Below are 24,173 nucleotides of genomic sequence, written 5' to 3' on the forward strand. Positions count from 1 at the left end.
TATGCGTACCAGCGGATCCGCGCGCGCCGGACAGTATCTCGCGCTCCTGTGCTATCTCGTCTTTCTCGCCCTGCCGTTTCTCTGGCTGCTCTCCACGGCCTTCAAACCGGCCCGGGAGCTGGGCAGTCTCCATCCCACCTGGATCCCGCGCGATCCGACGCTCGGCAACTTCCGGCAGGCCTTCGACGAACAGCCGCTGCTGCGGGCGGCGGGCAACAGTGTGACCGCCGCCGTGGCCGCGGCCGTGGTCGCCGTGCTCATCGCGACTCCCATGGCCTATGTGATGGCCCGCCGGCGCGGCAGACTCGCGGCGGCGGCGACCGGCTGGGTGGTGATCAGCCAGGCGTTCCCGTTCGTCCTGCTGATCATTCCGCTCTTCCTGGTGCTCAAGAATCTGCGTCTGATCAACTCACTGACCGGACTGATCATGGTGTACGCCGTATGGGCCCTGCCGTTCGCGCTCTGGATGCTGAGCGGCTATGTCCGGGCCCTGCCCGTCGAGCTGGAGGAGGCGGCGGCCGTGGACGGCGCGGGCCGGCTCCGTACGCTCGTCTCGGTCACCGGGCCGCTGCTGGCTCCCGGCATCGTCGCCACGGCGCTCTTCGCCTTCGTCACCGCGTGGAACGAGTTCTTCTTCGCGCTCGTGCTGCTCAAGTCCCCGGAGAAACAGACGCTGCCGGTGGTCCTCACGCACTTTCTCGGAGCGGAGGGAGTCGCCGATCTGGGACCGCTGGCCGCCGCCGCGTTTCTCGCGACACTGCCCTCGCTGGTCATCTTCGCGGTCATCCAGCGGCGGATCACGGGCGGGATGCTCGCCGGGGCGGTGAAGAGCTGATGAGTCCTATGAGCAGACGGCCTGGATGGCTGCGCGTACGGAAGGCTCCGGTCGTGGTGGCCGTTCTCGCCCTGCTGCTCGGCGGCTGCACCGGTGACGGCGGCGACGACGCGCGCGGCGGCCGGATCACTCTGCGCTTCCAGTCGCTGGCCTGGCAGGACGAGTCGGTCCAGGTCAACAAGGAGCTGGTGGAGGAGTGGAACGCGGCCCATCCGGAGATCCGCGTCGAGTATGTCCAGGGAAGCTGGGACAGCGTCCATGACCAACTGCTCACCTCCTTCGAGGGCGGTGAGGCACCGGACATCATCCATGACGCCTCCGACGATCTGGCCGACTTCGCGTACGGCGGCTATCTCGCCGATCTCGGCCCGCTGCTGCCCGGCCGTCTCGAACGGGACATCCCGGAACGCAGCTGGGAGACGGCCACCTTCGGCGACGGTGTGTACGGTGTGCCGTTCCTCCAGGAGCCGCGCGTACTGATCGCGAACAAGAAGATCCTCGAAGCCTCCGGAGTGCGGATCCCGACCGCCGAAGAGCCCTGGAGCTGGCCGGAGTTCCGACGGATCGCCGAGGAGCTGACCGGGCGGATGGGCCCGGGAAAGTACGCGGTCGCCTGGCCGTTGAAGGATCCCGTCTCCGCCACGCTCAACCTCGGGCTCTCCGCCGGCGGACGGCTCTTCCACCGAGACGCGGACGGCAAGGTGACGATCCGGTTCACCGACCTGGACGGAGTGGTCCCGGACACCGTCCATGACCAGGTCAACAAGGACGCGAGCGCGTCCGGTGCCACGCTGGGCATGGGCGGATCGGACACGCTGCCCGGTCTGTTCGGCGGCAAGTACGCGATGGTCCCGCTGGGCTTCTCGTACCGCCAGCAGATCATCCAGCAGGCGCCGGAGGGATTCGAGTGGACGGTACTGCCCGCTCCCGCCGGTGACAGCGGAGATCTGGCCCAGGGAGTGAGCCCGCAGACTCTCTCGGTCGCCGAGGACAGCCCGTACAAGAAGGAGGCGGTGCGGTTCATCGACTTCCTGCTGCGGCCGGAGAACATGGTGCGGCTCGCGAAGGGCGACTGGATGCTGCCGACCGGTACGCAGGCGCTCCGGGATCCGTCCCTGCGTGTCGCCGAGGACGGCTGGGCGACGGGCGCCGCGCTCGCACGGGAGCTGCGTCCGGCTCCCGCCCAGTCGGTGCGCGGCTATCCCGAGTGGAAGGACAAGGTGGCGACACCGGCGCTCCAGGAGTACTACAGCGGAGCGATCGACCGCGCCGAGCTGGAAAAGCGGCTGGTCGAGGACGGGAACAGAGTGCTGGCCCGCTACCAGCGCTGACCGGCGGGCGGCGGCCCGCGGTGCCGTCCTTTGTGAAAGGTGGGGTTGAGATCGGGCCAATTCGTCGCCGTCGCCGGTGTGCGAGGAGGGCGGCCCGTTTCTCCCGGTGTTGGTCATATCTCCGGCGAGAGGGAGCCGAAGTCTCGCGTCACAGGCGGAGGTTAACGGGCGAGCCCGACGCTTTCCGGACTGGCCGATTCCTTATGGGGATTGAGGTTTGCCAGGTCACTGCCCCTACGGGCCCTTGAACTGGACGCGTCAATCGGCCAGGGTTCGAGCCAGTCCGGCGGAGACTGCTGTCCGCCGGGCGTCCCCCCCCACAGAAGATGACGAGGAGCTCCCTCTTCATGGCAACTCAACAGCGTGCGACCAGGATCAAACTCACCGCCGCCCTCACGGCCGTCGCCGCGGCGGCCGGACTCACCGCGCTCACCTCCCCCACGGCGGGCGCGGCTCAGGCACAGGATGTGGTGTACGGCGCCGACGCCGAGGGCGCGGTGGCCGGCAGCTACATCGTGATGCTGCGTCAGACGGGCGACCGGAGCACCGGCCGGTCGGCCGGTGGGAAGGCGGACCGGCAGACCTACGACAGGACCGAGAAGCGGGAACTGGCCGAGGAGTACGGCGGCCGGCTCGCGCGGAACTACACCACGGCCGTCAACGGCTTCTCCGCCGGCGGACTCACCGAGGCGGAAGCCGCGCGTCTCGCCGCCGACCCGGCCGTCGCCAAGGTCGTCCAGAACAAGACGTTCACCATCAACGCCACACAGAGCAACCCGCCCTCCTGGGGCCTCGACCGCGTCGACCAGACCGCGACCGCCGGGGACAGCGCGTACACCTACCCGGACGGCGCCGGCGAGGGCGTGACGGCGTATGTCATCGACACCGGCGTCCGGATCACCCATCAGGACTTCGAGGGCCGCGCCACTTACGGCTACGACGCGATCGACGGCGACAACTCCGCCGACGACGGCTACGGCCACGGCACGCATGTCGCCGGAACCATCGCCGGTGCCGCGCACGGAGTCGCCAAGAAGGCGAAGATCGTCTCCGTACGGGTGCTGGACGACAGCGGCTTCGGCACCACCGAGCAGGTCATCGCCGGGATCGACTGGGTCGCCGCGAACCACCAGGGCCCGTCCGTCGCCAATATGAGCCTCGGCGGCGGCGCCGATCCGGCCCTGGACGAAGCCGTACGCAACGCCATCGCCACCGGTGTCACCTTCGGCGTCGCGGCCGGCAACAACTCCTTCGACGCGAGCCAGATCTCACCGGCGCGGGTCGAGGAGGCCATCACGGTCGCCTCGTCCACCGTGGACGACGCGCAGTCGTACTTCTCCAACTTCGGCCCGCTCGTGGACATCTACGCGCCGGGCTCCGGCATCACCTCGGACTGGAACAACAGCGACACCGCCGTCAGCACCATCTCCGGCACCTCGATGGCCACACCTCATGTGGTCGGCGCGGCTGCCCTCCATCTCGCCGCCCACCCGGACGCGACGCCCGACCAGGTCGCCACGGCCCTGACCGACGGTGCCACGCCCGACGCGATCACCGACGCGTCGCCGGACACCGTCAACAAGCTGCTCAAGATCGTCGAATAGCCGCCGTCGGCTGCCCTCGCCGGGCAGCCGTACGGCCCGCGGAACCGGCGGCCGTCGCGCTCTCCCCCACGGGGCGCGGCGGCCGTCCCGTTCGCGCCCAGGCCCTGTCTGGTGCTCCGGACACGGCCCCGAGGCCTATCGTGTGCGGATGACCACGACATACGCGGCACTCCTGCGCGGAATCAATGTCAGCGGCCACAGACGCGTTCCGATGGCCGAACTGCGCGAGCTGCTCTCCGAACTGGGCCATCGCGATGTCCGTACGTATCTCCAGAGCGGCAACGCGGTCTTCACCAGCGACTCCGACGACGAGAGTGCCCTCGCCGCCGCTCTGGAGCGCGCCATCGAGCGGCGCTTCGGATTCACCGTGGACACTCTGGTGCGCGGCGCCGCCTATCTGCGGGCCGTGGCCGAGGAGTGCCCTTTTCCCGCGGCGACTCTTGAGGCCAAGCAGCTCCACGCCACCTACTTCTCCGAGCCGGTGGAGGCCGAGCGGTTCGCCGGTGTCGACCGGGACGCGTATCTCCCGGAGGACTTCCGGCTGGGCGACCGGGTGCTGTATCTGTACACACCGAACGGCCTCGGCCGCTCCAAGCTCGCCGAAGCGCTCGCCAGGCCTGGCCTGTTGAAGGGCGTCACGACCACCAGCCGCAACTGGAACACCGTCGTCAAACTGGTGGAGCTGACCCGTGCCTGAGCGTACCTCCGCGATCTCGTCCGCCATCGAGGCCGAACTGCGTCTGCTCGATCCGGCGGTCCGCGCCTCCGCACACCTGCTCGCGGAACTGCTCCATCCGGACTTCAGGGAGTTCGGCGTCTCGGGCCGGGAGTGGGACCGCGGCTCGATCGTCGCCGCGCTCACCGTGAAGGGCGCGCCCGGGCCCCGGCCGATCACCACCTCCAAGATGCGAGGCGTCCAGCTGGCTCCCGGTGTGGTGCTGCTGACCTTCGACACGGAGTTCAACGGCCAGCGGGCGCATCGCAGTTCGGTCTGGCGGCTGACCGAGAGCGGCTGGCTGCTCTACTTCCATCAGGGCACACCGTTCGACTGACCCCGGACCGTTCGGCCGACGCAGCGGTTACCTCGTACGCCCTACGCGGGCCGGGCCAGTCGTACAAGAGCGTTCGAGGCCGCCGCCCGCTCGTCGTAGCGGCGCAGCAGCAGCCGCGCCAGCTCCGGGGCCGCGCCCAGGACTCCGGCCAGTACGTCGGCGCCGCCCTCGCGGGCACCGGCGGCGATACGGTCGGGAAGGAAGCCGGGAGCGATGACATACGGCGCCACGGCGATGTTCCGTACGCCCTCGGCCCGCAGCGCGCGCACCGCGTCCTCGGTACGCGGAAGCGAGGCGGAGGCGAACGCGGGCCGCACGGCGCACCAGCCGGTACGCCGCCACTCCCGCGCGATGCCGTTGATCACCGCGATCGCCTCCGGATCCGAGGAGCCCGCCGAGGCCAGTACGATCCCGGTCGAGGCCCGGTCGGCGGGCCTGAGCCCGGCCTCGTACAGCCGCCGCTCCAGCGCGTCGGTCAGCAGCGGCGACGGGCCGAGCACCTCGGCCTGGCGGATACGCAGCCGTGGATGGCGCGCCGCCGCCTCGTGCAGCACCGCCGGGATATCGGCCTTGGCGTGGAAGGCGCGCGTCAGGAGCAGCGGCAGGACCACCACGTCCCGTACGCCCTCCCGCGCCAGCCGGTCCAGCAGCCGTGGCACGGCAGGAGCGTTGAAGTCCAGGAAGCCGGTCTCCACCCGCAGTCCGGGCCGCAGCGCGCGCAGCCGCGCGGTCAGGGCGTGCACGGTCGCGGCGTGCCGCGGATCGCGGCTGCCGTGGGCGACGACAAGCAGCACGGGCCGCGGCAGGGACCGGGGCCGGGACCGCAGCCCGGACGGCTGAACAGGGTGGTGGTGCATGGAAATCAGCTTTTCACGAGAAGACCGCGACCGCGCAGCACCCGCCGCTCCAGCGGACTGAAGATCAGCAGGTCGATGGCGATACCGACGATCAGGATGAGGAAGATGGCGAGGAACACCATGGGCATGCTGCCGACCGTACGGCCGTTCTCCAGCAACTGGCCGAGCCCTACGCCGAGATCGGGCGAGGACGCGATGATCTCCGCGGCCATCAGCGAGCGCCAGGAGAACGCCCAGCCCTGCTTCAGCCCGGCCAGATAGCCGGGCAGCGCCGCCGGCATCACGATGTGCCAGGTGCCGCGCAGCCCGGTCGCGCCGAGCGTGCGCCCGGCGCGCAGGAACAGCGGCGGCACCTGATCGACGCCGGAGACCAGACCGTTGGCGATCGACGGCACCGCGCCGAGCAGGATCACGGCGTACATCATCGAGTCGTTCAGCCCGAGCCAGATCACCGCGGGCGGCACCCAGGCCACCGAGGGCAGCGACTGGAGTCCGGACAGGATCGGGCCGATGGCCGCGCGGACGAACCGTACGCGGGCCACCAGCAGTCCGAGCGGAGTGCCGATCGCCAGGGACAGCAGGAAGCCCAGCAGACCGCGCGAGACACTGGTCCAGATATAGCCGAGCAGAGTGCCCTGGGCCCAGGCGTCCGCCAGCTCGTCCCACACCGCCGACGGCGACGGCAGCTTGTAGTCGTCGGTGATCTTCGCCCAGACGAGGATCTGCCACACCACCAGCACCAGCGCCACAGCGATGACGGGCGGCAGAACCTTCTGTACGAGCGTCTGGCGCAGCGGCGCACGTCCGGTCTGTACGGTGTCCAGCGCGTCGAGCCCGGCCTCCAGGCCCGCCAGATCGTGCTGGAGCGCCGCATCCGCCGAGTCCCCGGACGCCGTCCGGCCCTTCGACGCCGTGTCGCCCGCCGCGTCGTCCGCCGCCGGGCCCTCCGGCGCCGAGTCCTTCGGCGCTGTCGTCTCAGTTCTGCCCATGGCGGCGGATCTCCCCACGCAGTTCTTCGGTGATCTCGACGGACAGCTCCGCGACCGCGGGGTCCTCGATACGGCGCGGCTGCGGGATGTCCACACGCCACTCATGGGCGACCCGGCCGGGCCGCGACGACAGCAGGACGACGCGCTCGGCGAGCCGCACGGCCTCCCGTACGTTGTGCGTCACGAACAGCACCGACAGATTCGTCTCGCGCCAGATCCTGGTCAGCTCGTCGTGCAGCACATCCCGGGTGATGGCGTCCAGCGCCGCGAACGGCTCGTCCATCAGCAGCAGTTGGCTGTCCTGGGCGAGCGCGCGCGCCAGCGCGACACGCTGCCGCATCCCGCCGGACAGCTCGTGCACCCGCTTGCCGTACGAGCCGTCGAGACGGACGAGGGAGAGCAGCCGCTCCGCCTCGCCTCGCCGTTCCTGCTTGGCCACGCCGCGCAGCCGCAGCGCCAGTTCGATGTTCTTGCCCGCGGTGAGCCACGGGAACAGTGCGTGCTCCTGGAACATCAGGGCGGGCCGCCCGCCGGGAGTCTCGATGGACCCGGCGGACGGACGGTCCAGTCCCGCGACCAGATTGAGCAGGGTGGACTTGCCGCATCCCGACGCTCCCAGGAGGGTGACGAACTCGCCGGGAGCGACATCGAGTGTGATGTCGTCCAGGACGAGCTGCTGCCCGGCGGGCGTCACGAAGGACTTCGAGACATGCGCGATACGGGCGGCGTGGTCCACCGCCGGGGTGCTGTCGGCGGCCTTGGCGAGAGCTGTCGCCATGGTCGTCACCTCCTGGGAACGGTGTGGGATCGGATACGCGATCGGGATCGGGGCCGGATACGGGATCGGGTACGAAGCCGTATCCGGTCGCGGTTACTTGACGCCGAGGCCGGCGTCGGAGACCTCGGGCTCACCGGCGGCGGTGAGCACCTTGTTCAGTGGCCGCAGATCGTAGATACCGGCCAGATCGGGCTTCTCCAGCAGACCGGCCTTGACCGCGTGGTCGGCCTCCGCCTGGAGCGTGGCGGCCAGCGGGTCGTTGATGATCTCGATCGACTCCCACGCCGGGTCGAGCACCTCCGGCGGCAGCGCCTTGCCGGAGAGCGTCTTCAGCGCCTCGTTGGCGGACGCCTTGGCCTGGGCGTCATTGGCGTTGATCCACTCGTTCGTCTTCACCGAGGCACGGAGCACGGCCTCGACCACGTCCGGGTGCTCGCCGAGGAACTTCTGCGACACGATGATGTTCGTGATCACGAACTTCTTGTCCGGCCACAGATCGGACTCGTTCAGCAGCTCCTTGGCGCCCTCGGCGACCAGCTTGGACGCGGTCGGCTCGGGCACCCACGCGCCGTCGATGGAGCCCGCCTTGTAGGCGTCCGGCGTGATCTTGTTGTCCGTACGGACGACGGACACATCGCCCTTGCCGGACTGGGCGTCGACCTTCCAGCCCTTCTCGGAGATCCAGTTGAGGAAGGCCACATCCTGGGTGTTGCCGAGCTGCGGCGTGGCGATCTTCTTGCCCTTGATGTCGTCCAAGGTCTTGATCTTCGCGGGATTGACCACGAGCTTCACACCGCCGGAGGCCGAACCGCCGATGATGCGCAGGCTCTTGCCGCCCGTCTGGGTGTAGCCGTTGATGGCGGGCGACGGGCCGATGAAGCCGATGTCGATGCTGCCGGCGTTGAGGGCCTCGATCTCGGAGGGGCCCGCGTTGAAGGTGGAGGGCGCCACCTTCGTACCGCCCAGCTCCTTCTGGAAGAGACCTTCCTGGATGCCGACAAGAGCCGTGGCATGGGTCAGGTTCGGGAAGTAGCCGATCTTCACCGTGTCGGCCGAGAGAGCCTTGCCCGTGGCGGCGGGAGCGGCCTTGTCGGAGGCCTTGTCCGAGTCGGAGCCGTAGCCGCAGGAGGTGAGTGCGACGGTGAGCAGCGGCAGTGCGGTGGCGACGGCGGCGAGACGGCGGCGCGCGAGGGAGCGGGAGGCTGGCACGGGAGGTTTTCCTCTCGTTGGCCGGTGCTCACGCCCTTCCGGAGTACGGGGGCGGGACCGGGAAGTCGACAGGTCTTCGGCGGTGCGGGGGGTTCGGGTGGTGCGGGAGATACGGGTACGGGTACGGCGGGTGGGGGGTGCGGGCGCGCGAGCGGTGCGCGTACGTCATCACGCACATCGCGCCACGCCGCCCGTACCCGCGCCGAGGGCGCCGCTGCCGACTCGGCCGCCCTCCTTCGCGAAGGTCGCGTACATGTCCATCACCATCAGAAGTCCCAGCCCTCGTCGTCGGAGGCCATGGCCGCGGCTGCGGCGGTTCCGGCGGCGCCTTCGGTGAACGCGTCGCCCGCCATGCCGGCGGTCAGCGTCGTACCGTCCGCCGGGTCGATCAGCAGAAACGAGCCGGTGCCACGGGAGTCCGCGTAGGCGTCGAGCGCGAGCGGCTCGGCCGTACGGACCCTGACCCGGCCGATGTCATTGGCCACGAGCTTCCCGGGATCCGGGTGCTGGGAGAGATCGTCCAGCGTCAGCCGCGACGGGATGTCCTTCACGATCGCCTTGACCGTACGGGTGGTGTGCTTCAGCAGCACCCGCTGGCCCACCACCAGCGGCGCGTCGGCGACATGGCAGACGGTCGCCGTCACGTCCCGCGTCGTCGCGGGCGCGCCGGTGCTCGGCGCGATCAGATCGCCGCGCGAGATGTCGATGTCGTCGGCGAGCCGTACGGTCACCGACTGCGGCGCCCAGGCGATGTCCACGCTCTCGCCGAGCGCGTCGATGCCCTCGATGGTGCTCGTACGGCCCGACGGCAGTACGGTCACGGCCTCGCCCACCCGCAGCACTCCGGAGGCGATCTGGCCCGCGTAGCCGCGGTAGTCGGGATGCTCGGCGGTCTGCGGGCGGATCACATACTGCACCGGGAAGCGCGCCGGGCTGCTCGCCAGATCACTGCTGACGGGCACGGTCTCCAGATGCTCCAGCACCGTCGGGCCGCCGTACCAGTCCATGTGTGCGGACGGCTCCACGACATTGTCACCGGCCAGCGCCGAGATCGGGATCGCCGTGATCTCCCGTACACCGAGCGAGGCCGCGTACGCGGTGAACTCCTCGGCGATGGCGGCGAACACGGGCTCCGCGTATCCGGCCAGATCCATCTTGTTGACCGCGAGCACCACATGAGGAACGCGCAGCAGCGCGGCCACCGCGGCATGACGGCGGGTCTGCTCGACCACACCGTTGCGGGCGTCCACGAGGACGACGGCCAGCTCCGCGGTGGAGGCGCCCGTCACCATGTTCCTGGTGTACTGCACATGCCCGGGCGTGTCCGCGAGGATGAACCGCCGCCTGGGCGTGGCGAAGTAGCGGTAGGCGACATCGATCGTGATGCCCTGCTCGCGCTCGGCGCGCAGTCCGTCGGTGAGCAGCGCCAGATCGGGAGCGTCCTGGCCACGGCTGCGGGAGGCGTGCTCGACGGCCTCCAACTGGTCGGTCAGCACCGACTTGGAGTCGTGCAGCAGCCGGCCCACCAGTGTGGACTTGCCGTCGTCGACGGAGCCGGCGGTGGCGAAGCGCAGCAGCGTGGTCGCGGAGAGCCGCTCGGCGAAGCCGGCGAACTCGTCGGACGCGTCCGACGCGGACGGCTGGGCGGGCCCGGTGGTGCTCGTCATGGCTAGAAGTACCCTTCGCGCTTGCGGTCTTCCATGGCGGCCTCGGACAGCTTGTCGTCGGCGCGGGTCGCGCCGCGCTCGGTCAGCCGGGAGGCGGCGATCTCGGCGATCACCGCGTCCAGCGTGGTGGCGTCCGAGTCGACCGCGCCCGTGCAGGACATGTCGCCGACCGTGCGGTAGCGCACCTGGCGCCGCTCGACGGTCTCGGACTCCTTGGGCCCGCCCCACTCACCGGCGGTCAGCCACATGCCGGAGCGCTTGAAGACCTCACGCTCGTGCGCGAAGTAGATCTCCGGGAGTTCGATCTCCTCGCGGGCGATGTACTGCCAGACGTCCAGCTCGGTCCAGTTGGAGATCGGGAAGACCCGGACATGCTCACCGGGCGCGTGCCGGCCGTTGTAGAGCTGCCACAGCTCGGGCCGCTGTCGGCGCGGATCCCACTGGGAGAACTCGTCGCGCAGCGAGAACACCCGCTCCTTGGCGCGCGCCTTCTCCTCGTCGCGCCGGCCGCCGCCGAAGACCGCGTCGAACCGCTCGGCCTGGATCTTCTCCGTCAGCGGCACGGTCTGGAGCGGATTGCGCGTGCCGTCGGGGCGGTCCCGCAGCACACCGCGGTCAATGTAGTCCTGTACGGAGGCCACATGGAGCCGCAGCCCATGTGCGGCCACCACACGGTCCCGGTACTCCAGCACCTCGGGAAAGTTGTGCCCGGTGTCCACATGCAGCAGCGAGAACGGCACCGGCGCGGGCGCGAACGCCTTCAGCGCCAGATGCAGCATGACGATCGAGTCCTTGCCGCCGGAGAAGAGGATCACCGGCCGCTCGAACTCTCCCGCCACCTCACGGAAGATATGGACCGCCTCGGACTCCAGGGCGTCGAGATGGCTCAGCGCGTACGGGGCGTCCGTGCCTCCGGCGACGGCCGCGACGGTCGTGGTCACGCGAGACCTCTCTCGATGAGCAGCGCGTGGAGCGCGGCGGCGGACTCCTCGACGGACTGGGCGTGCGAGTCGATCCGCAGATCCGGTGACGCGGGGGCCTCGTACGGGTCGTCGACGCCGGTGAGCCCGAGGAGCTCGCCCGCCGCCTGCTTGGCGTACAGCCCTTTCACATCCCGTACGGAGCACACCTCGACCGGCGCGGCCACATGCACCTCCAGATAGCCGGTGCCCTCGGTCTGATGGCGCTTGCGCACCGCCTCGCGGCTGTCCGCGTACGGTGCGATCACCGGCACCAGCGCCTTGACGCCCTGGGACGCGAGCAGTTCGGCGACAAAGCCGATCCGCTGAACATTGGTGTGCCGGTCCTCGCGGCTGAAGCCGAGCCCCGCGGAGAGGAACTCCCGGATCTCGTCGCCGTCGAGCACCTCGACCCGGTGGCCCTCGGTACGGAGCCGGCCGGCCAGCTCGTACGCGATCGTCGTCTTGCCCGCGCTCGGCAGCCCGGTGAGCCAGACGGTGGCGCCACGCTCCGTCGCGCTCACTCGCCCCTCCTGAAGGTCCTGACGGTCCGTCATCCGTGCAGCCCACATTCGGTCTTGGCCCGGCCGGCCCAGCGTCCGGCGCGCGCGTCCTCGCCCTCCAGCACCCGGCGGGTGCAGGGCGCGCAGCCGACGGAGGCGTAACCGTCCGTCAGCAGCGGATTGGTGAGAACGCCGTGCTCGGCGACGTACGCGTCCACGTCGTCCTGCGTCCAGCGGGCGATCGGGGAGACCTTGACCTTGCCGCGCCTCTCGTCCCAGCCGACGACCGGTGTGTTCGCCCGGGTCGGGGACTCGTCGCGGCGCAGCCCGGTGGCCCAGGCGTCATAGCCGGTCAGGCCCTCTTCGAGCGGCTTGACCTTGCGCAGGGCGCAGCAGAGGTCGGGATCGCGGTCGTGCAGCTTCGGACCGTACTCGGCGTCCTGCTCCGCGACGCTCTGCCGAGGCGTGAGCGTGATGAGACGGACGTCCATCACGGCGTCCACCGCGTCCCGCGTACCGATGGTCTCGGGGAAGTGGTAGCCGGTGTCGAGGAAGACCACATCGACGCCGGGCCGCACCCGGGAGGCGAGATGGGCGACCACCGCGTCCTCCATCGAGGAGGTGACGCAGAAACGTTTCCCGAATGTCTCCGTGGCCCAGCGCAGAATCTCCGGCGCCGACGCGTCCTCCAGCTCGCGGCCCGCCCGTTCGGCGAGCGCCTTCGGATCGCCGGTCTCCGTCAGTGCCGATGGTGTCGTCATGTCTTGTCCCCTTCGTCACCGCGCTGGAGCCCACGGGCGAGCAGCCCGAGGAACTTCAGCTGGAAGGCCCGATTGCATGCCGCGCATTCCCAGGCGCCATGGCCCTGCTCGCTGGGACGCAGATCCTCGTCGCCGCAGTAGGGGCAGTAGAAGGGAGCGGCGCGCTCGCTCATGGCGCCTCCGTTCCCACAACGGCTCGTGAGTGTGCGCTCATGACAGCGCCTCCTCGCTGGCGCGCGCCGCCCAGGTGGCGAAGCGCTCGCCCTCCTCGCGCTCCTTCTGGAAGCGGCCGAGCACCCGCTCGATGTAGTCGGGCAGCTCGTCGGAGGTGACCTTCAGCCCGCGCACCTTGCGGCCGAAGCCCGCCTCCAGGCCCAGCGCGCCGCCCAGATGCACCTGGAAGCCCTCGACCTGCTCGCCGTCCTTGTCCAGTACGAGCTGGCCCTTGAGACCGATGTCGGCGACCTGGATACGGGCGCAGGCGTTCGGGCAGCCGTTGATGTTGATGGTGATCGGCTGGTCGAAGTCCGGGATACGGCGCTCCAGTTCGTCGATCAGCGTCGCACCGCGCTGCTTGGTCTCGACGATCGCCAGCTTGCAGAACTCGATGCCCGTGCAGGCCATCGTGCCGCGCCGGAACGGCGACGGCTTGACCCGCAGATCCAGCGCTTCGAGACCGGCCACCAGCGAGTCGATCCGGTCCTCGGTCACATCGAGGACGATCATCTTCTGCTCGACGGTCGTACGGAGCCGGCCCGAGCCGTGCGCCTCGGCCAGCTCGGCGATCTTCGTCAGCGTGGCGCCGTCCACCCGTCCGACACGCGGCGCGAAGCCGACATAGAAGCGGCCGTCGCGCTGGCGGTGCACACCGACATGGTCGCGCCAGCGCTGTACGGGCTGCTCAGGTGCCGGGCCGTCGACCAGTTTGCGCTTGAGGTACTCGTCCTCCAGCACCTGCCGGAACTTCTCCGTACCCCAGTCGGCGACCAGGAACTTCAGCCGGGCGCGGGTGCGCAGCCGGCGGTAGCCGTAGTCACGGAAGATCGAGATGACACCGGTGTAGACATCGGGCACCTCGTCCAGCGGCACCCAGGCGCCGAGACGCTGGCCGATCTTGGGATTGGTGGAGAGCCCGCCGCCCACCCAGAGATCGAAACCGGGGCCGTGCTCGGGATGGTTCACTCCCACGAACGAGATGTCGTTGATCTCGTGCGCCACATCGAGCAGCGGCGATCCGGAGATCGCCGACTTGAACTTGCGCGGCAGATTGGAGAAGTCGGGATTCCCGACGATCCTGCGGTGGATCTCGTCGACCGCAGGAGTGCCGTCGATGATCTCGTCCTCGGCGATCCCGGCGACCGGTGAACCGAGGATCACACGCGGTGTGTCACCGCAGGCCTCGGTCGTGGAGAGACCGACCGCCTCGAGCCGCCGCCAGATCTCCGGCACGTCCTCGATCCGGATCCAGTGGTACTGGACGTTCTGCCGGTCGGTGATGTCGGCGGTGCCGCGCGCGAACTCCTGCGAGATCTGCCCGATCACCCGCAACTGCTCGGTGGTCAGCCGCCCGCCGTCGATGCGCACCCGCATCATGAAGTACTCGTCGTCCAGCTCCTCCGGCTCCAGGATCGCGGTCTTCCCGCCGTCGATCCCGGGCTTGCGCTGGGTGTACAGCCCCCACCAGCGCATCCGTCCACGCAGATCGTTCGGGTCGATCGAGTCGAAGCCAGCCTTGGAGTAGATCGTCTCAATACGTGTCCGTACGTTGAGACCGTCGTCGTCCTTCTTGAACTGCTCATTGCCGTTGAGCGGAGTGAAGTGACCCACGGCCCACTGCCCTTCGCCGCGGTGACGGCTCACCTTGCGGCGGCGCGTGGCGGTGGACGGCTTTTCCGGGATGGCGGCCATGGCGGGTACGTCCTTCGAGACATGCAGGAGGGCGGCTCGGAGCCGCACACTCACGCGGAGGCGCGTCGGTGCGCGGCAGGAACACAAGAGGGGATCGCGGCGGTCGCTGGGACTCTCAGCCCGCCGGACAGATGGCGCTGGACAGACGGCCGAGATCGACGTGCCGCCGACTCACCAAGGCTATTCCAGCTCTAGACATGACGGAAGCGTGTCACGCACATCTCCGGCCAGTCCACCACCTTCCACATCCTGGACGCCACAGTCCCACATCCCGAGACGATGTGTCCCCAGTCACGGGCCGCGGGGGTTTGCTCGCGGCGGGCGAGGGGTCAGGCGCCGGGAAGCTCTGTGTGTTCCGGACGGCGACCTACCACGGAAGATGTCGGTCACTTAAGTGCGGGTTCATCCATGATTGCCCAATAGAATGGCGGCTTCTCTGCTGCGAAGAGCCGTTTCCGTCTCATTCTGGAATCCAGGGGAGTTGGACCCCAACTCCATGTGCCCAAGATAACTGTGCGAGTACCCGTCCGCTTGTTCGGAGAGTTGCCGAAGCGACAGTTCGTGGCGCGAAACTGTCGTCCTCGTTGTTCAGTCCCATCGCATCGAACCCTCTTTCGCTCAACTCGCCGTCTCCCACAGATATTGGTGACGAACCAAGAGTGCACTCCGGGCGCCCTTTTGGGGAAGGATGGTAATCATCGTCGACGAGAGGGAGGGAACGATGCCCACAGGAACGCTTGCGGAACACGCTGAGGCCGCTGTGCCTCTGCTGCGGCAGGAGAGCCGATTCCCATTGGCCGAGGAGGTGACTGTGATCGCGCCGGATCTGACCGGTGACCATGGGCCGGTCCCGTTCGCTTTTCGGTTTCTCAGCCCTGTGCGCAGCTCTGGAGGTGTTCTGGCGGGCGACGTCGAGTACGACGAAGAGACTCAGACCAGCACCTATGACCATCTGCCTCCGGGCGTCTTCATGACGAAGAACCCGCCGATGACCTACTACACGACCCAGGCGACAGCGACCACGCCCGAGCGGACGGACGCCAAGGACGACCCGGGACCGAGCGACGACTGATGACCGATGCCGGAACAGTTCTCGTGCTCGCGGGCCGGTTCGATCCGACTGCGGATCTGGCGGTCGAGGAGCTGAACCGGCGTGCTGTGCCCGATTCCGGGCCGACGTATCGGAGTTCCCGGTAGGGCTGGTCCTGGCGGCCGGTCTCACCGGGGACGCCTGGCACGGTCAGCAACGGACGCCGGACTCTCCGCCTGGAGAGTGTCCGCTCTGTGTACTACCGCCGTCCCGCCCGACCTCAGCCCCCGGCAGGTATGTCGGCGGAAGCGCGCAAGGTCGCCGAGCGCGAAGCGCGCCTTGGTTTTGGTGGACTTCTGGCCGCGCTTCCATGCCGGTGGCTGTCCCCGCCAGGCCCTGCGGTCGACGCGGAGTACAAGCCGCTTCAGCTCCGGATCGCGGCCGAGTCGGGCCTGGCCGTACCTCGCACTCTGATCACCAATGATCCAGCCGCCGCACAGCGCTTCGCCGATGACGTGGGCCGGTTGGTGTACAAGCCGTTCCACCCTGTACGCGGCGTGGTGGAAGGGCGCACGGCCGCTGTGTACACCAGCATCGTGGATCCCCGTGACATCTCGCATCCAGATATCGCGACCACCGCCCATTTGTTTCAAGAGTGGGTGCCCAAGGCGCACGAAGTGCGGCTGACCGCGATCGGGCAAGAGATATTCTCGGCCGAGATCCATACGGATTCGGAGCGAGGGTATGTGGACTGGCGCAGCGATTACGAGAGCCATGTCTACCGAGTGTGCAAGCAGCCGGCCGACGTGTCCGACGGAGTATGGCGGATGCTGAATCGACTGGGGCTGCCGTATGGGGCATTCGATTTCGTTGTGACACCGAACGGTGAGTGGGTCTTTCTGGAGGTCAATCCGTCCGGGCAGTATGGATTCATCGAAGTGGCAACCGGCCTGCCCATTACTGGCGCTGTCGCCGACTATCTGGAAGGGAAGGAATGACCGGTCTCTTGGAGGACGCGCAGCGCCTTCTGGAAGCGCGCATCGGGCTGGTGCGGTCCATGGAGCGGGGAAGTGTTGTGTTGTCGGCCCGACTGGCCGAGGCGTTTGTGAATGTGCCGCGCCATCCCTTTGTGCCGGTGTTCTACCGCCGGGATGGTGAGCGGTTCACTCCGTGGCGCGGTAGCGGGCCGGAGGCCGGTGCCTGGCTGGCTCAGGTGTACGGGGACGACTCGCTCGTCACCGAGGTCGACGGCGTACACGCGGAGGATGCCGGAGCGGACGGCGTCGCCGGAGTACCGACCTCGTCCTCCACCGCGCCGGGTCTCATGGCCGACATGCTCGATGCCCTCGATGTGAGCCCGGGCGCCCGTGTGCTGGAGATCGGAACAGGGACTGGGTACAACGCGGCATTGCTGTGTGTACTGGCGGGACCGGAAGCCGTGACGACAGTGGACCGCTCGGAACGCCTCACGAGCGTCGCCAGGGACCGGCTCGCGGCATTGGGTCTGTTCCCGGCGGTCAGATGCGGAGACGGAGCCGAAGGCGCCCCCGGCGAAGAGCCCTTCGACCGCATTGTCGCGACCTGTTCCGTGCGACGTGTCCCGTGGACCTGGATCGATCAGTGCGCGTCTGGCGGGCTCATGGTCGTACCGCTCAAGGGAACTCTCGCCGGTGGCATGATCGCCCGGCTTCAGAAGCTTCCGGACGGGACGGCCGCCGGTCGGCTCATGCACACCCCGGCTGCTTTTATGCCCCTCCTCTCCGGCCCGGAAATGGACTCGAAGATCCCCGAGCCCGCAGACGGAACACATCGGGACTCGGTTCTGTCAGGGAGCGTTCTCGACGACTGGACCTTTTCGTTCTTCGCCCAGATGCATATGACGGCCACCACCGTGCGTGCCTATCGATCGGAGACCGATGGCAGGCATGTGACAACGCTGTACGACCCGGTGGACGGCTCCCTCACCCGTGTCACGGACCGGGAGCCGGGACACGGCGCCGGAACGGCCACGGTCTTCGGCTCCGGGCCCCGGGACCTCTGGACGCCCATCGAGGAGGCATATCAGCACTGGCTCGGTCTTCACAGGCCACGACGTGAGTGGTTCACCGTCACGGCCACGCCGGAACAGCAGACGGTGAGCTACGTGACACCCGACGGCCGAGTCCTGCGCTGGGGGCTGTAGAAGGGGCTACGCGTGGGCGTTCGGCCAGGGGCCCGGGGGCGGGGTTTTGGGTTCTTCGGTGGTTTTGGTGTCGAAGAGTGTGAAGCCGCGGCGCAGATAGTTGTCCATGGCGTACGGGCCGTCCTTGGAGCAGGTGTGCAGCCAGACGCGTTTGGTCGGCTCGGCGTCCGGCCAGCGGTCGGCGAGGTCCCAGGCCCTGGCCACTCCGTACGAGAGCAGATGGCCGCCGATGCGCCGGCCGCGGAAGGCCGGGATCAGTCCGAAGTACGCGATCTCGACCACCCCCTCCGGCTGTGCCTCCAGCTCGATGTAGCCGGCCGGAGTGCCCTGCTCGTACGCGACCCAGGTCTCGACGCCCGGCCGGGAGAGGAGCTCCTGCCAGCTCGTGTACGGGAGCGTCAGCCGGTCGGTCCAGCGGACATCTCCGCCCACGGCCGTGTAGAGGAACCGGCTGAACTCCGGCGAAGGGATCTCGGCCCGTACGATCCGTACCTCGCCCGCGGGCTCGGCGGCGGGCCGCAGATCGGCGGGCGAGGTCTGCTCCAGGGACCAGGTGGTCACAGTGATGCTCATACGAGCCAGCGAATCACGCGCCTGGAATGTGCTGGGAGCCGCCCCCGTGACGGCGCCCGCCCCCGTCCCCGCGCCTGGTCAGTCGTACGGACGCCACAGGCCACCCCGCCCAGCCACCCGTCCCTCATGCGCCCGGTGGGTGTCTGGCGTTCAGTACCGCCGGTGCGTGTGAGTGCGGCAGCAGATCCAGCGGGTCCTCCGGCTGTACCACCGTCACCTCGATCCCCTCGCTGAAACGGTACGGCCGGTGCGCCAGCACGCCCGACAGATGGCGCCGGACCCGTGAGATCTCCGCCCGTACCGTCACCGTACGGGTCGGGTCGCCGAAGACATCGGCGGCCAGTTCCGCCGCGCTCCGGCCATCCCGGTGCACGGCCAGCAGATAGAGCAGCTCGGCATGGCGCGGAGTCAGCTCCTGGGTCCAGCTTCCCGTCGAACCGGAGACCGCGACCGACGGGCGCCGGGGCCGGCTCAGATCCAGTACGACCCGGCTCGGGGTCTCCGCCTGCGGCCGTTTCTCGTCCACCCGCACCAGCCAGCCGCCGGGCAGCGGTTCGACCGTGCACATGCCCAGCGAGGGCAGCAGCACCCGGCCCGCCCGGAAGGACTTCGGCAGCGGCAGCCGGTCCACCGGCGCCATGCCCGTGACGGCCGCCGTCCAGCCGTGCACATCCACCGCCACGGCACGGGCACCGCCCAGCCGGCACATGATCGGCGCGGCCACCGAACGTAACCGCTCGATGGTCCGGCCGTGCCGCTCGCGCAGCTCGCTCTCCGCGAGCCGGGCGATCGAGCTGACGAGCGCCAGCGTCATCGGATGGAAGCTGGTTGCCGGGCCGCTCACATCCACCACGCCCAGCAGCCGGCCGTCCCTCGGATCGTGTACGGGCGAGGCCGCGCAGGTCCAGGTGTGCAGCGTCTGCGCGAAGTGCTCGGCCGAGTGGACCCGTACCGGCCGGCGCGCCGCCAGCGCCGTACCGATGGCATTGGTCCCCGTGGAGTGCTCGGACCAGGCCGCGCCCTCTTCGAGGTGGATCCCGTTCGACTGCCGCAGCCCGCCGAGGCTGCCTCTGCGCCACAGCACCCGTCCCTCGTCGTCGGTGACGACCATGATCTGGAGCGAGGGCTCGATGATCTCGCTGAGAGAGCCGACGAGCGTACGCAGCACCTCGCCCAGGGCGGAGGTGCGCCGGCGGTGCTCCAGTTCGTCCTGCTCCAGCAGCGCACCGCAGTCATGGCGCTCCGGATCGGCGCCCATCCGGAACATCCGCCGCCAGGACGCGTCGATCACGGGCCGCGGAGCGACCGGCGGCGGTTCGCCCGCGAGGACGGCGTCCCGGATCTCGTGGAGCAGACGCGCGCCCTGCCCGCTGTCCATGGCGGTGAGCCGCGCCAGATCGAGCGGCCCGTTCCCGAATGGCCCGTTCCCGAGCGGCCCGTTCCTGAGCGGTGTCTCACCGAGCGGCCTGTTCCTGAGTGGCCCGGTTCCGAGCGGTGCGTTGCTGATGAGTGGTGTGTCGCTGAGCGGAATGTTCGTCATCGGGCTCCCCAGCCACCGGTGGCGCCAAATCGGTTCTTCTGCAACGGCTTGCAACTCTGGCGAGCGGCAGACGCGTACAAGAAGGTGAGTACGAGCCGGAGGTGGTGCCGTGTCGGCGCAGCACCACCTCCTGCTTTCCTCGCGCCAATCCTGGCCCCCCTTACGCCCGTACGTTCAGCCGACAGGCCGCGCCCGGTCCACCACCGACGCCAGATCGAGCGTGTGCGGCAGTGTGCCGAAGGCCGAGCCCCAGTCTCCGCCCAGCCGCGAGGCACAGAACGCGTCCGCCACCTCCGGCGGCGCCCAGCGCACCAGCAGCGAGCCCTGGAGCACCAGCGCCAGCCGCTCCACCAGCCGGCGGGCACGGGCCTCGATCCCGGTCAGATCCGCCAGCTCGGTCAGCAGGTCCTTGATCGCGGCATCGAGCCGGTGGTCGGCGCCGCGCGCCCGGCCCACCTCCTGGAGGAAGGCGTTCAGCGCCTCCGGCTCCCGCTGGAGGGCCCGCAGCACATCCAGCGCCTGTACGTTCCCGGAGCCCTCCCAGATCGAGTTCAGCGGCGACTCGCGCAGCAGCCGCGGCATACCGGACTCCTCCACATAGCCGTTGCCGCCCAGGCACTCCAGGGCCTCGCCGGCCACCGGCGTACACCGCTTGGTCACCCAGTACTTGGCGGCGGGCACCGCGAGCCGCAGAAACGCCCGCTCATGGTCCGCGTCGCCGCCGGTGCCATCGCCGGTGCCACCGCCGTCGCCGCTCCCGGCGCTCTGGATCACGTCGTACGCCGACGCCAGCCGCAGCGCCAGCGTCGTCGCCGCCTCCGACTCCAGCGCCAGATCGGCCAGTACGTTCCGCATCAGCGGCTTGTCGATCAGCTCACCGCCGAACGCGCTGCGGTACGTGGCGTGATGGACCGCCTGTGCCACGGACTGCCGCATCAGCGCGGCCGATCCGAGCACACAGTCGAGCCGGGTCGCCGCGACCATCTCGATGATGGTGCGCACGCCGCGGCCCTCCTCGCCGACCCTGCGCGCCCAGGTCCCGTCGAACTCGACCTCGGCCGACGCGTTGGACCGGTTGCCCAGCTTGTCCTTGAGGCGCTGGATCAGGAACACATTGCGCGTCCCGTCGTCCAGGACCCGAGGCACCAGGAAACATGTCAGCCCGCCGGGCGCCTGGGCCAGTACGAGAAAACCGTCGCACATCGGCGCCGAGCAGAACCACTTGTGCCCGGTGAGCAGATACTCGCCCTCCGTGTCCAGCGGTCGCGCGCTCGTCGTATTGGCGCGTACGTCGCTGCCGCCCTGCTTCTCGGTCATGCCCATCCCGAAGAGCGCGCCGGCCTTCTCCGCGGCCGGCCGCAGCCCGGGCTCGTAGCGGTGGGACGTCAGCCTCGGCTCCCACTCGGCCGCGAGATCCGGTTCGACGCGCAGCGCGGGCACCGCGGCATGGGTCATCGACACCGGACAGCCGTTCCCGGCCTCCACCTGTGTCCAGACGAAGAAGCCGGCCGCACGGCGCAGATGCCCGCCCGGTCTGCCCCAGGCGTCGGTCAGTCCGGCGGAGACGGCCTGTCCCAGCACCTGATGCCAGGCCGGATGGAAGCCGACCTCGTCGATCCGGTTGCCGTAACGGTCATGCGTGCGGAGCTTCGGCGGAAACTCGTTGGCCTGCGCTCCCCACTCCTGGGCCGCCGCGGATCCGGCGGTGCGGCCGAGCGCCGTCAGCTCCGTACGGGTCACGTCCAGCAGAGCGGGTGCGCTGTGCCTCTCCACGCCCTCCGCAAGGGCCCGGTCGGCGTTGAAGACGTCGTACCCGACCAGGGGCGGAACCTGATTGGTCACTGTGTGGGTGGTGGCTGCCATGCCGATACGGTAAGGAGGTGCAGGCAGCAAAAGAAACACCCGAGCGGCCGGCGGGTCGACTCCACCGGGCCCGAGTCCTCTACCGCAACGTATCCATGCGGCGGATGGCCTGGCTGCTGCTGAAGGACACCGTCAACTCGTGCATCGAGTACCGCGTGCTGGGCCTCGCGGCCGAGGCCGCGTTCTTCACGCTGCTCTCGCTGCCGCCGCTGCTGCTCGGTCTCATCGGGCTGCTCGGCTACGTGGACGACTGGACCAGCACCGCCACCGTCGCCTCGATCGAGAAGAACATCCTCGGCGCGGTCGGCACGGTGCTCTCGGACCGCGGCGTCAACCAGATCGCCAAACCGCTGCTGGAGGACATCACCAAGGGCGGACGTCCCGATGTGATCTCGCTCGGTTTCGCGATCGCGCTCTGGTCGGGCTCCCGGGCGGTCAATGTCTTCGTCGACACCATCACGGTGATGTACGGACTCGACGGCCGGCGCGGCATCGTCGCGACCCGGCTGCTCGCCTTTCTGCTCTTCCTGGTGGCGCTGCTGATCGGTGCGGTGGTGCTGCCGCTGGCGGTGGTCGGCCCTGACCGGGTGGTCGAACTCGTCCCCTGGGGCACGGCGGTTGTGAGCGTCCTGTACTGGCCGGTGGTCATATTGCTCTCCATCGCCTTTCTCACCACGCTCTACCACGTATCGGTCCCGGCCAGGTCCCGCCGCTGGATGGAGGACGCGCCGGGCGCCCTGGTGGCGCTGGCGATGTGGGTGTTGGGCAGCTTTCTGCTCCGGATCTATCTGACCAGCACGGTCGAGGGCCCGACCATCTACGGCTCGCTGGCCGCGCCCATCGCCGTACTGCTCTGGATCGGTGTCTCCGCGTTCGCGGTCCTGGTGGGCGCGGCGGTCAACGCGGCGGTCGACCGGGTCTGGCCGTCGGTCGCCACGGCGGCGGCGCGCGCCTCCAACGAACGTCTGCGCGCGGCCCACGCGGCGGAACTGGTGGCCCGCGCCGCAGCCGCCGCGGAGGCCCGGGGCGCGATCGAGGACGACGACGGAACCGATCCGGGCATGCCCTCGGAGTTCCCGGAGAGATGGTCGAGGTTCCTGCCGCCGGACGATGTGAAGGCCCGGGTGAAGGCGCGGCTGCACGCGGGATGGGACGGCAACCGGGAGAACCGGGACAAGGGCCGGGGCGGCCAGGGGAGTTAGGGTCTGCCGGGTCCGAGCGGCCGTACCGGCCGGGAGGGTTTAGCCTCGTCGGCATGTACGAGGAACGGGCGTCGCGGCTCGACGGCGCGTTCGTCTGGACGCGGACTGTGACGGTGGACAAGGGATCCACGCCGTACCCCGTGCTGCCCGACGGCTGTATGGATCTGCTGTGGATCGGGGACAGACTGCTGGTCGCGGGACCCGACACGCACGCCTACGCGCCCGAGGGCATCGACGGGCTGTACTGCGCCGGAGTGCGCTTCGCGCCCGGGACCGCGCCCGCGCTCCTCGGCGTACCGGCGCACGAGCTGCGCGACCGGCGCGTGGAGCTGGCCGATCTCTGGCCGTCGGCCGAGGTGCGCGGGCTCACCGGGCGGCTCGCGTCCGCCGAGGACCCGGCGGACGCGCTGGAGGCCGTGGCGCTGCGGCGGGCCGCGGCCGTCGGGCCGCCCGATCCACTGCTGCGGGCGGTCGTCGACGGGCTGAACGCCGGGCGTACGGTCGCGGCGACCGCCGACGCCGTCGGCCTCGGCGCCCGTCAGCTCCACCGCCGCTCCCTGGACGCCTTCGGCTACGGGCCCAAGACGCTGGCCCGGGTGCTGCGGCTCCAGCGCGCGCTGGCGCTCGTACGGGCAGGTGAGCCGTACGCCGAGGCCGCGCTCGCCGCGGGCTGTGCCGACCAGGCGCATCTCGCCCGGGAGACACGCGATCTGGCCGGGCTCACGCTCGGCGCCTACGCGGCGCTGGCGAACAGCGAGACCTCGCAGCCGTCCGGGTCCAGGACCACCGCGTAACGCTGGCCCCACACGGCGTCCCAGGGCTTCAGATGCCCTCGGTACCCGGCCGCGACCAGGGACTCGTACGCGGCGTCCACCTCGGCCGGGCTCGCGCAGAGGAAGGCGAGCCCGATCCGTCCACCGCCCTGCGGCCGGGTCCAGCCGGGATCGTAGGAACGTACGGTCTCCTCCGTGTCCCAGAGAATGCGCGCGCCACCGGGCAGAGTGGCCTCGGCGTGCGGCGCGGTGTCGGCATCGGCGGGTACGGGCACGCCGAGCGCGCGGTAGAAGGCGAGCGAGGCGGCCATGTCGGAGACGACCAGGCCGATCGCGTCGAGTCGTGGAACAGGCGTAGATGCAGGCGTAGGAGTCATACGTCCACGCTAGGAGCGGGTGCCGGAGCCGGTCTTGAATGAATCGGACGTCCGGGAAGCGCGACGGGGCGCGCCCCCCGGGGGCCGCCCCGCCCGGGTGGGGGGGATGATAAAAAAAAATAAAACCAGTGTCTTATAAAAAAAAAACAACCCACCAAACCAGGGGTAAAAAAGGATTGG

General features: G+C 69.4%; 25 protein-coding genes. 10 read left to right on the forward strand and 15 right to left on the reverse strand.

Annotation, left to right across the window (positions count from 1 at the left end):
- Position 1: 1 nt before the first annotated feature.
- From ACFV6H_RS15925 to ACFV6H_RS15945, 5 genes are all read left to right on the forward strand, one after another.
- Complete coding sequence (locus ACFV6H_RS15925; RefSeq protein WP_385542133.1) at positions 2-835, forward strand: carbohydrate ABC transporter permease; 834 nt, start codon at positions 2-4, stop codon at positions 833-835.
- A gap of 8 nt (positions 836-843) precedes the next feature.
- Positions 844-2,166, forward strand: a complete 1,323-nt coding sequence (locus tag ACFV6H_RS15930) for an ABC transporter substrate-binding protein (protein ID WP_385541987.1) — start codon at positions 844-846, stop codon at positions 2,164-2,166.
- A 347-nt stretch (positions 2,167-2,513) separates the two neighbouring features.
- Positions 2,514-3,770 carry a S8 family peptidase gene (locus ACFV6H_RS15935; protein ID WP_385541989.1) on the forward strand — a complete coding sequence of 419 codons (1,257 nt, stop codon included), beginning with the start codon at positions 2,514-2,516 and terminating at the stop codon, positions 3,768-3,770.
- A 148-nt stretch (positions 3,771-3,918) separates the two neighbouring features.
- A complete protein-coding gene (locus ACFV6H_RS15940; RefSeq protein WP_385541991.1) occupies positions 3,919-4,467 on the forward strand; it encodes a DUF1697 domain-containing protein in 549 nt (182 codons plus the stop codon).
- Positions 4,460-4,822, forward strand: a complete 363-nt coding sequence (locus tag ACFV6H_RS15945) for a DUF4440 domain-containing protein (protein WP_385541993.1) — start codon at positions 4,460-4,462, stop codon at positions 4,820-4,822. Before ACFV6H_RS15940 ends, ACFV6H_RS15945 begins: the two co-directional genes overlap by 8 nt.
- Positions 4,823-4,863: 41 nt before the next feature.
- Here the strand turns inward: ACFV6H_RS15945 and ACFV6H_RS15950 are convergent, their stop codons facing one another.
- The 11 genes from ACFV6H_RS15950 to ACFV6H_RS16000 form a co-directional block, all read right to left on the reverse strand.
- Positions 4,864-5,679, reverse strand: coding sequence for a sirohydrochlorin chelatase (locus ACFV6H_RS15950; protein WP_385541995.1), 816 nt, complete (start codon positions 5,677-5,679; stop codon positions 4,864-4,866).
- Positions 5,680-5,684: 5 nt separating this feature from the next.
- Entirely contained in the window at positions 5,685-6,668 is a 984-nt protein-coding gene (locus tag ACFV6H_RS15955) for an ABC transporter permease (RefSeq protein WP_385541997.1), read from the reverse strand.
- Complete coding sequence (locus tag ACFV6H_RS15960; RefSeq protein ID WP_093597327.1) at positions 6,655-7,446, reverse strand: ABC transporter ATP-binding protein; 792 nt, start codon at positions 7,444-7,446, stop codon at positions 6,655-6,657. Before ACFV6H_RS15960 ends, ACFV6H_RS15955 begins: the two co-directional genes overlap by 14 nt.
- A gap of 93 nt (positions 7,447-7,539) precedes the next feature.
- Positions 7,540-8,655: an aliphatic sulfonate ABC transporter substrate-binding protein gene (locus ACFV6H_RS15965; RefSeq protein WP_385541999.1), complete on the reverse strand. Its 1,116-nt coding sequence runs from the start codon at positions 8,653-8,655 to the stop codon at positions 7,540-7,542.
- Positions 8,656-8,921: 266 nt separating this feature from the next.
- On the reverse strand, positions 8,922-10,322 hold the full coding sequence (locus ACFV6H_RS15970) for a sulfate adenylyltransferase subunit 1 (protein ID WP_385542001.1): 1,401 nt from the start codon (positions 10,320-10,322) through the stop codon (positions 8,922-8,924).
- A gap of 2 nt (positions 10,323-10,324) precedes the next feature.
- On the reverse strand, positions 10,325-11,263 hold the full coding sequence (gene cysD, locus ACFV6H_RS15975) for a sulfate adenylyltransferase subunit CysD (RefSeq protein WP_384981181.1): 939 nt from the start codon (positions 11,261-11,263) through the stop codon (positions 10,325-10,327).
- Positions 11,260-11,805, reverse strand: coding sequence for an adenylyl-sulfate kinase (cysC, locus tag ACFV6H_RS15980; RefSeq protein WP_385542004.1), 546 nt, complete (start codon positions 11,803-11,805; stop codon positions 11,260-11,262). The genes cysD and cysC overlap by 4 nt, the downstream gene beginning before the upstream one ends.
- 29 nt (positions 11,806-11,834) lie before the next feature.
- Complete coding sequence (locus ACFV6H_RS15985; protein ID WP_385542006.1) at positions 11,835-12,545, reverse strand: phosphoadenylyl-sulfate reductase; 711 nt, start codon at positions 12,543-12,545, stop codon at positions 11,835-11,837.
- The gene (locus tag ACFV6H_RS15990; RefSeq protein WP_385542008.1) at positions 12,542-12,718 is read right to left on the reverse strand and encodes a hypothetical protein; all 177 of its coding nucleotides are present in this window, start codon (positions 12,716-12,718) and stop codon (positions 12,542-12,544) included. The genes ACFV6H_RS15985 and ACFV6H_RS15990 overlap by 4 nt, the downstream gene beginning before the upstream one ends.
- A gap of 37 nt (positions 12,719-12,755) precedes the next feature.
- Positions 12,756-14,453, reverse strand: coding sequence for a nitrite/sulfite reductase (locus ACFV6H_RS15995; RefSeq protein WP_385542135.1), 1,698 nt, complete (start codon positions 14,451-14,453; stop codon positions 12,756-12,758).
- 115 nt (positions 14,454-14,568) lie between these two features.
- Positions 14,569-14,652 carry a putative leader peptide gene (locus ACFV6H_RS16000; protein WP_342671247.1) on the reverse strand — a complete coding sequence of 28 codons (84 nt, stop codon included), beginning with the start codon at positions 14,650-14,652 and terminating at the stop codon, positions 14,569-14,571.
- A gap of 678 nt (positions 14,653-15,330) precedes the next feature.
- On the opposite strand from ACFV6H_RS16000, the gene ACFV6H_RS16005 reads away from it, so the two are divergent.
- The 3 genes from ACFV6H_RS16005 (at position 15,331) to ACFV6H_RS16015 (ending at position 17,665) form a co-directional block, all read left to right on the forward strand.
- Positions 15,331-15,525, forward strand: a complete 195-nt coding sequence (locus ACFV6H_RS16005; protein ID WP_385542010.1) for a hypothetical protein — start codon at positions 15,331-15,333, stop codon at positions 15,523-15,525.
- Between the two features lie 254 nt (positions 15,526-15,779).
- Positions 15,780-16,481, forward strand: a complete 702-nt coding sequence (locus ACFV6H_RS16010) for an ATP-dependent carboxylate-amine ligase (protein WP_385542012.1) — start codon at positions 15,780-15,782, stop codon at positions 16,479-16,481.
- The gene (locus tag ACFV6H_RS16015) at positions 16,478-17,665 is read left to right on the forward strand and encodes a methyltransferase domain-containing protein (protein WP_385542014.1); all 1,188 of its coding nucleotides are present in this window, start codon (positions 16,478-16,480) and stop codon (positions 17,663-17,665) included. The genes ACFV6H_RS16010 and ACFV6H_RS16015 overlap by 4 nt, the downstream gene beginning before the upstream one ends.
- A gap of 6 nt (positions 17,666-17,671) precedes the next feature.
- Here ACFV6H_RS16015 and ACFV6H_RS16020 read toward each other — a convergent pair whose 3' ends face one another.
- The 3 genes from ACFV6H_RS16020 to ACFV6H_RS16030 all read right to left on the reverse strand — a co-directional run bounded on the left by ACFV6H_RS16020 (position 17,672) and on the right by ACFV6H_RS16030 (position 21,641).
- Positions 17,672-18,238, reverse strand: coding sequence for a GNAT family N-acetyltransferase (locus ACFV6H_RS16020; RefSeq protein WP_385542016.1), 567 nt, complete (start codon positions 18,236-18,238; stop codon positions 17,672-17,674).
- A 124-nt stretch (positions 18,239-18,362) separates the two neighbouring features.
- A complete protein-coding gene (locus ACFV6H_RS16025) occupies positions 18,363-19,616 on the reverse strand; it encodes a GAF domain-containing protein (protein ID WP_385542138.1) in 1,254 nt (417 codons plus the stop codon).
- A 336-nt stretch (positions 19,617-19,952) separates the two neighbouring features.
- Entirely contained in the window at positions 19,953-21,641 is a 1,689-nt protein-coding gene (locus ACFV6H_RS16030) for an acyl-CoA dehydrogenase family protein (RefSeq protein ID WP_385542018.1), read from the reverse strand.
- 17 nt (positions 21,642-21,658) lie between these two features.
- Between ACFV6H_RS16030 and ACFV6H_RS16035 the strand changes: the two genes are divergently transcribed.
- Together ACFV6H_RS16035 and ACFV6H_RS16040 are read left to right on the forward strand one after the other, a co-directional pair.
- On the forward strand, positions 21,659-22,843 hold the full coding sequence (locus ACFV6H_RS16035) for a YihY/virulence factor BrkB family protein (protein WP_384787216.1): 1,185 nt from the start codon (positions 21,659-21,661) through the stop codon (positions 22,841-22,843).
- A gap of 53 nt (positions 22,844-22,896) precedes the next feature.
- The gene (locus tag ACFV6H_RS16040) at positions 22,897-23,637 is read left to right on the forward strand and encodes a helix-turn-helix domain-containing protein (protein ID WP_385542021.1); all 741 of its coding nucleotides are present in this window, start codon (positions 22,897-22,899) and stop codon (positions 23,635-23,637) included.
- On the opposite strand, the gene ACFV6H_RS16045 is transcribed toward ACFV6H_RS16040, so the two are convergent.
- Positions 23,577-23,993, reverse strand: a complete 417-nt coding sequence (locus ACFV6H_RS16045) for a VOC family protein (RefSeq protein WP_385542023.1) — start codon at positions 23,991-23,993, stop codon at positions 23,577-23,579. The genes ACFV6H_RS16040 and ACFV6H_RS16045 overlap by 61 nt on opposite strands.
- Positions 23,994-24,173: the final 180 nt, after the last annotated feature.

It is taken from the genome of Streptomyces sp. NPDC059743 (assembly GCF_042732975.1).
Lineage (GTDB): Bacteria > Actinomycetota > Actinomycetes > Streptomycetales > Streptomycetaceae > Streptomyces.

Coding starts and splice junctions, on each gene's coding strand:
- ACFV6H_RS15930 (WP_385541987.1), top strand. CDS start 844: ATGAGCAGACGGCCTGGATGGCTGCGCGTACGGAAGGCTCCGGTCGTG.
- ACFV6H_RS15995 (WP_385542135.1), bottom strand. CDS start 14,453: ATGGCCGCCATCCCGGAAAAGCCGTCCACCGCCACGCGCCGCCGCAAG.
- ACFV6H_RS16040 (WP_385542021.1), top strand. CDS start 22,897: ATGTACGAGGAACGGGCGTCGCGGCTCGACGGCGCGTTCGTCTGGACG.
- ACFV6H_RS16015 (WP_385542014.1), top strand. CDS start 16,478: ATGACCGGTCTCTTGGAGGACGCGCAGCGCCTTCTGGAAGCGCGCATC.
- ACFV6H_RS15935 (WP_385541989.1), top strand. CDS start 2,514: ATGGCAACTCAACAGCGTGCGACCAGGATCAAACTCACCGCCGCCCTC.
- ACFV6H_RS16025 (WP_385542138.1), bottom strand. CDS start 19,616: ATGGACAGCGGGCAGGGCGCGCGTCTGCTCCACGAGATCCGGGACGCC.
- ACFV6H_RS16045 (WP_385542023.1), bottom strand. CDS start 23,993: ATGACTCCTACGCCTGCATCTACGCCTGTTCCACGACTCGACGCGATC.
- ACFV6H_RS15955 (WP_385541997.1), bottom strand. CDS start 6,668: ATGGGCAGAACTGAGACGACAGCGCCGAAGGACTCGGCGCCGGAGGGC.
- ACFV6H_RS15960 (WP_093597327.1), bottom strand. CDS start 7,446: ATGGCGACAGCTCTCGCCAAGGCCGCCGACAGCACCCCGGCGGTGGAC.
- ACFV6H_RS16010 (WP_385542012.1), top strand. CDS start 15,780: ATGTCGGCGGAAGCGCGCAAGGTCGCCGAGCGCGAAGCGCGCCTTGGT.
- ACFV6H_RS15985 (WP_385542006.1), bottom strand. CDS start 12,545: ATGACGACACCATCGGCACTGACGGAGACCGGCGATCCGAAGGCGCTC.
- ACFV6H_RS15970 (WP_385542001.1), bottom strand. CDS start 10,322: ATGACGAGCACCACCGGGCCCGCCCAGCCGTCCGCGTCGGACGCGTCC.
- ACFV6H_RS16000 (WP_342671247.1), bottom strand. CDS start 14,652: ATGTCTAGAGCTGGAATAGCCTTGGTGAGTCGGCGGCACGTCGATCTC.
- ACFV6H_RS15925 (WP_385542133.1), top strand. CDS start 2: ATGCGTACCAGCGGATCCGCGCGCGCCGGACAGTATCTCGCGCTCCTG.
- ACFV6H_RS15950 (WP_385541995.1), bottom strand. CDS start 5,679: ATGCACCACCACCCTGTTCAGCCGTCCGGGCTGCGGTCCCGGCCCCGG.
- ACFV6H_RS15940 (WP_385541991.1), top strand. CDS start 3,919: ATGACCACGACATACGCGGCACTCCTGCGCGGAATCAATGTCAGCGGC.
- ACFV6H_RS15990 (WP_385542008.1), bottom strand. CDS start 12,718: ATGAGCGAGCGCGCCGCTCCCTTCTACTGCCCCTACTGCGGCGACGAG.
- ACFV6H_RS16020 (WP_385542016.1), bottom strand. CDS start 18,238: ATGAGCATCACTGTGACCACCTGGTCCCTGGAGCAGACCTCGCCCGCC.
- ACFV6H_RS16030 (WP_385542018.1), bottom strand. CDS start 21,641: ATGGCAGCCACCACCCACACAGTGACCAATCAGGTTCCGCCCCTGGTC.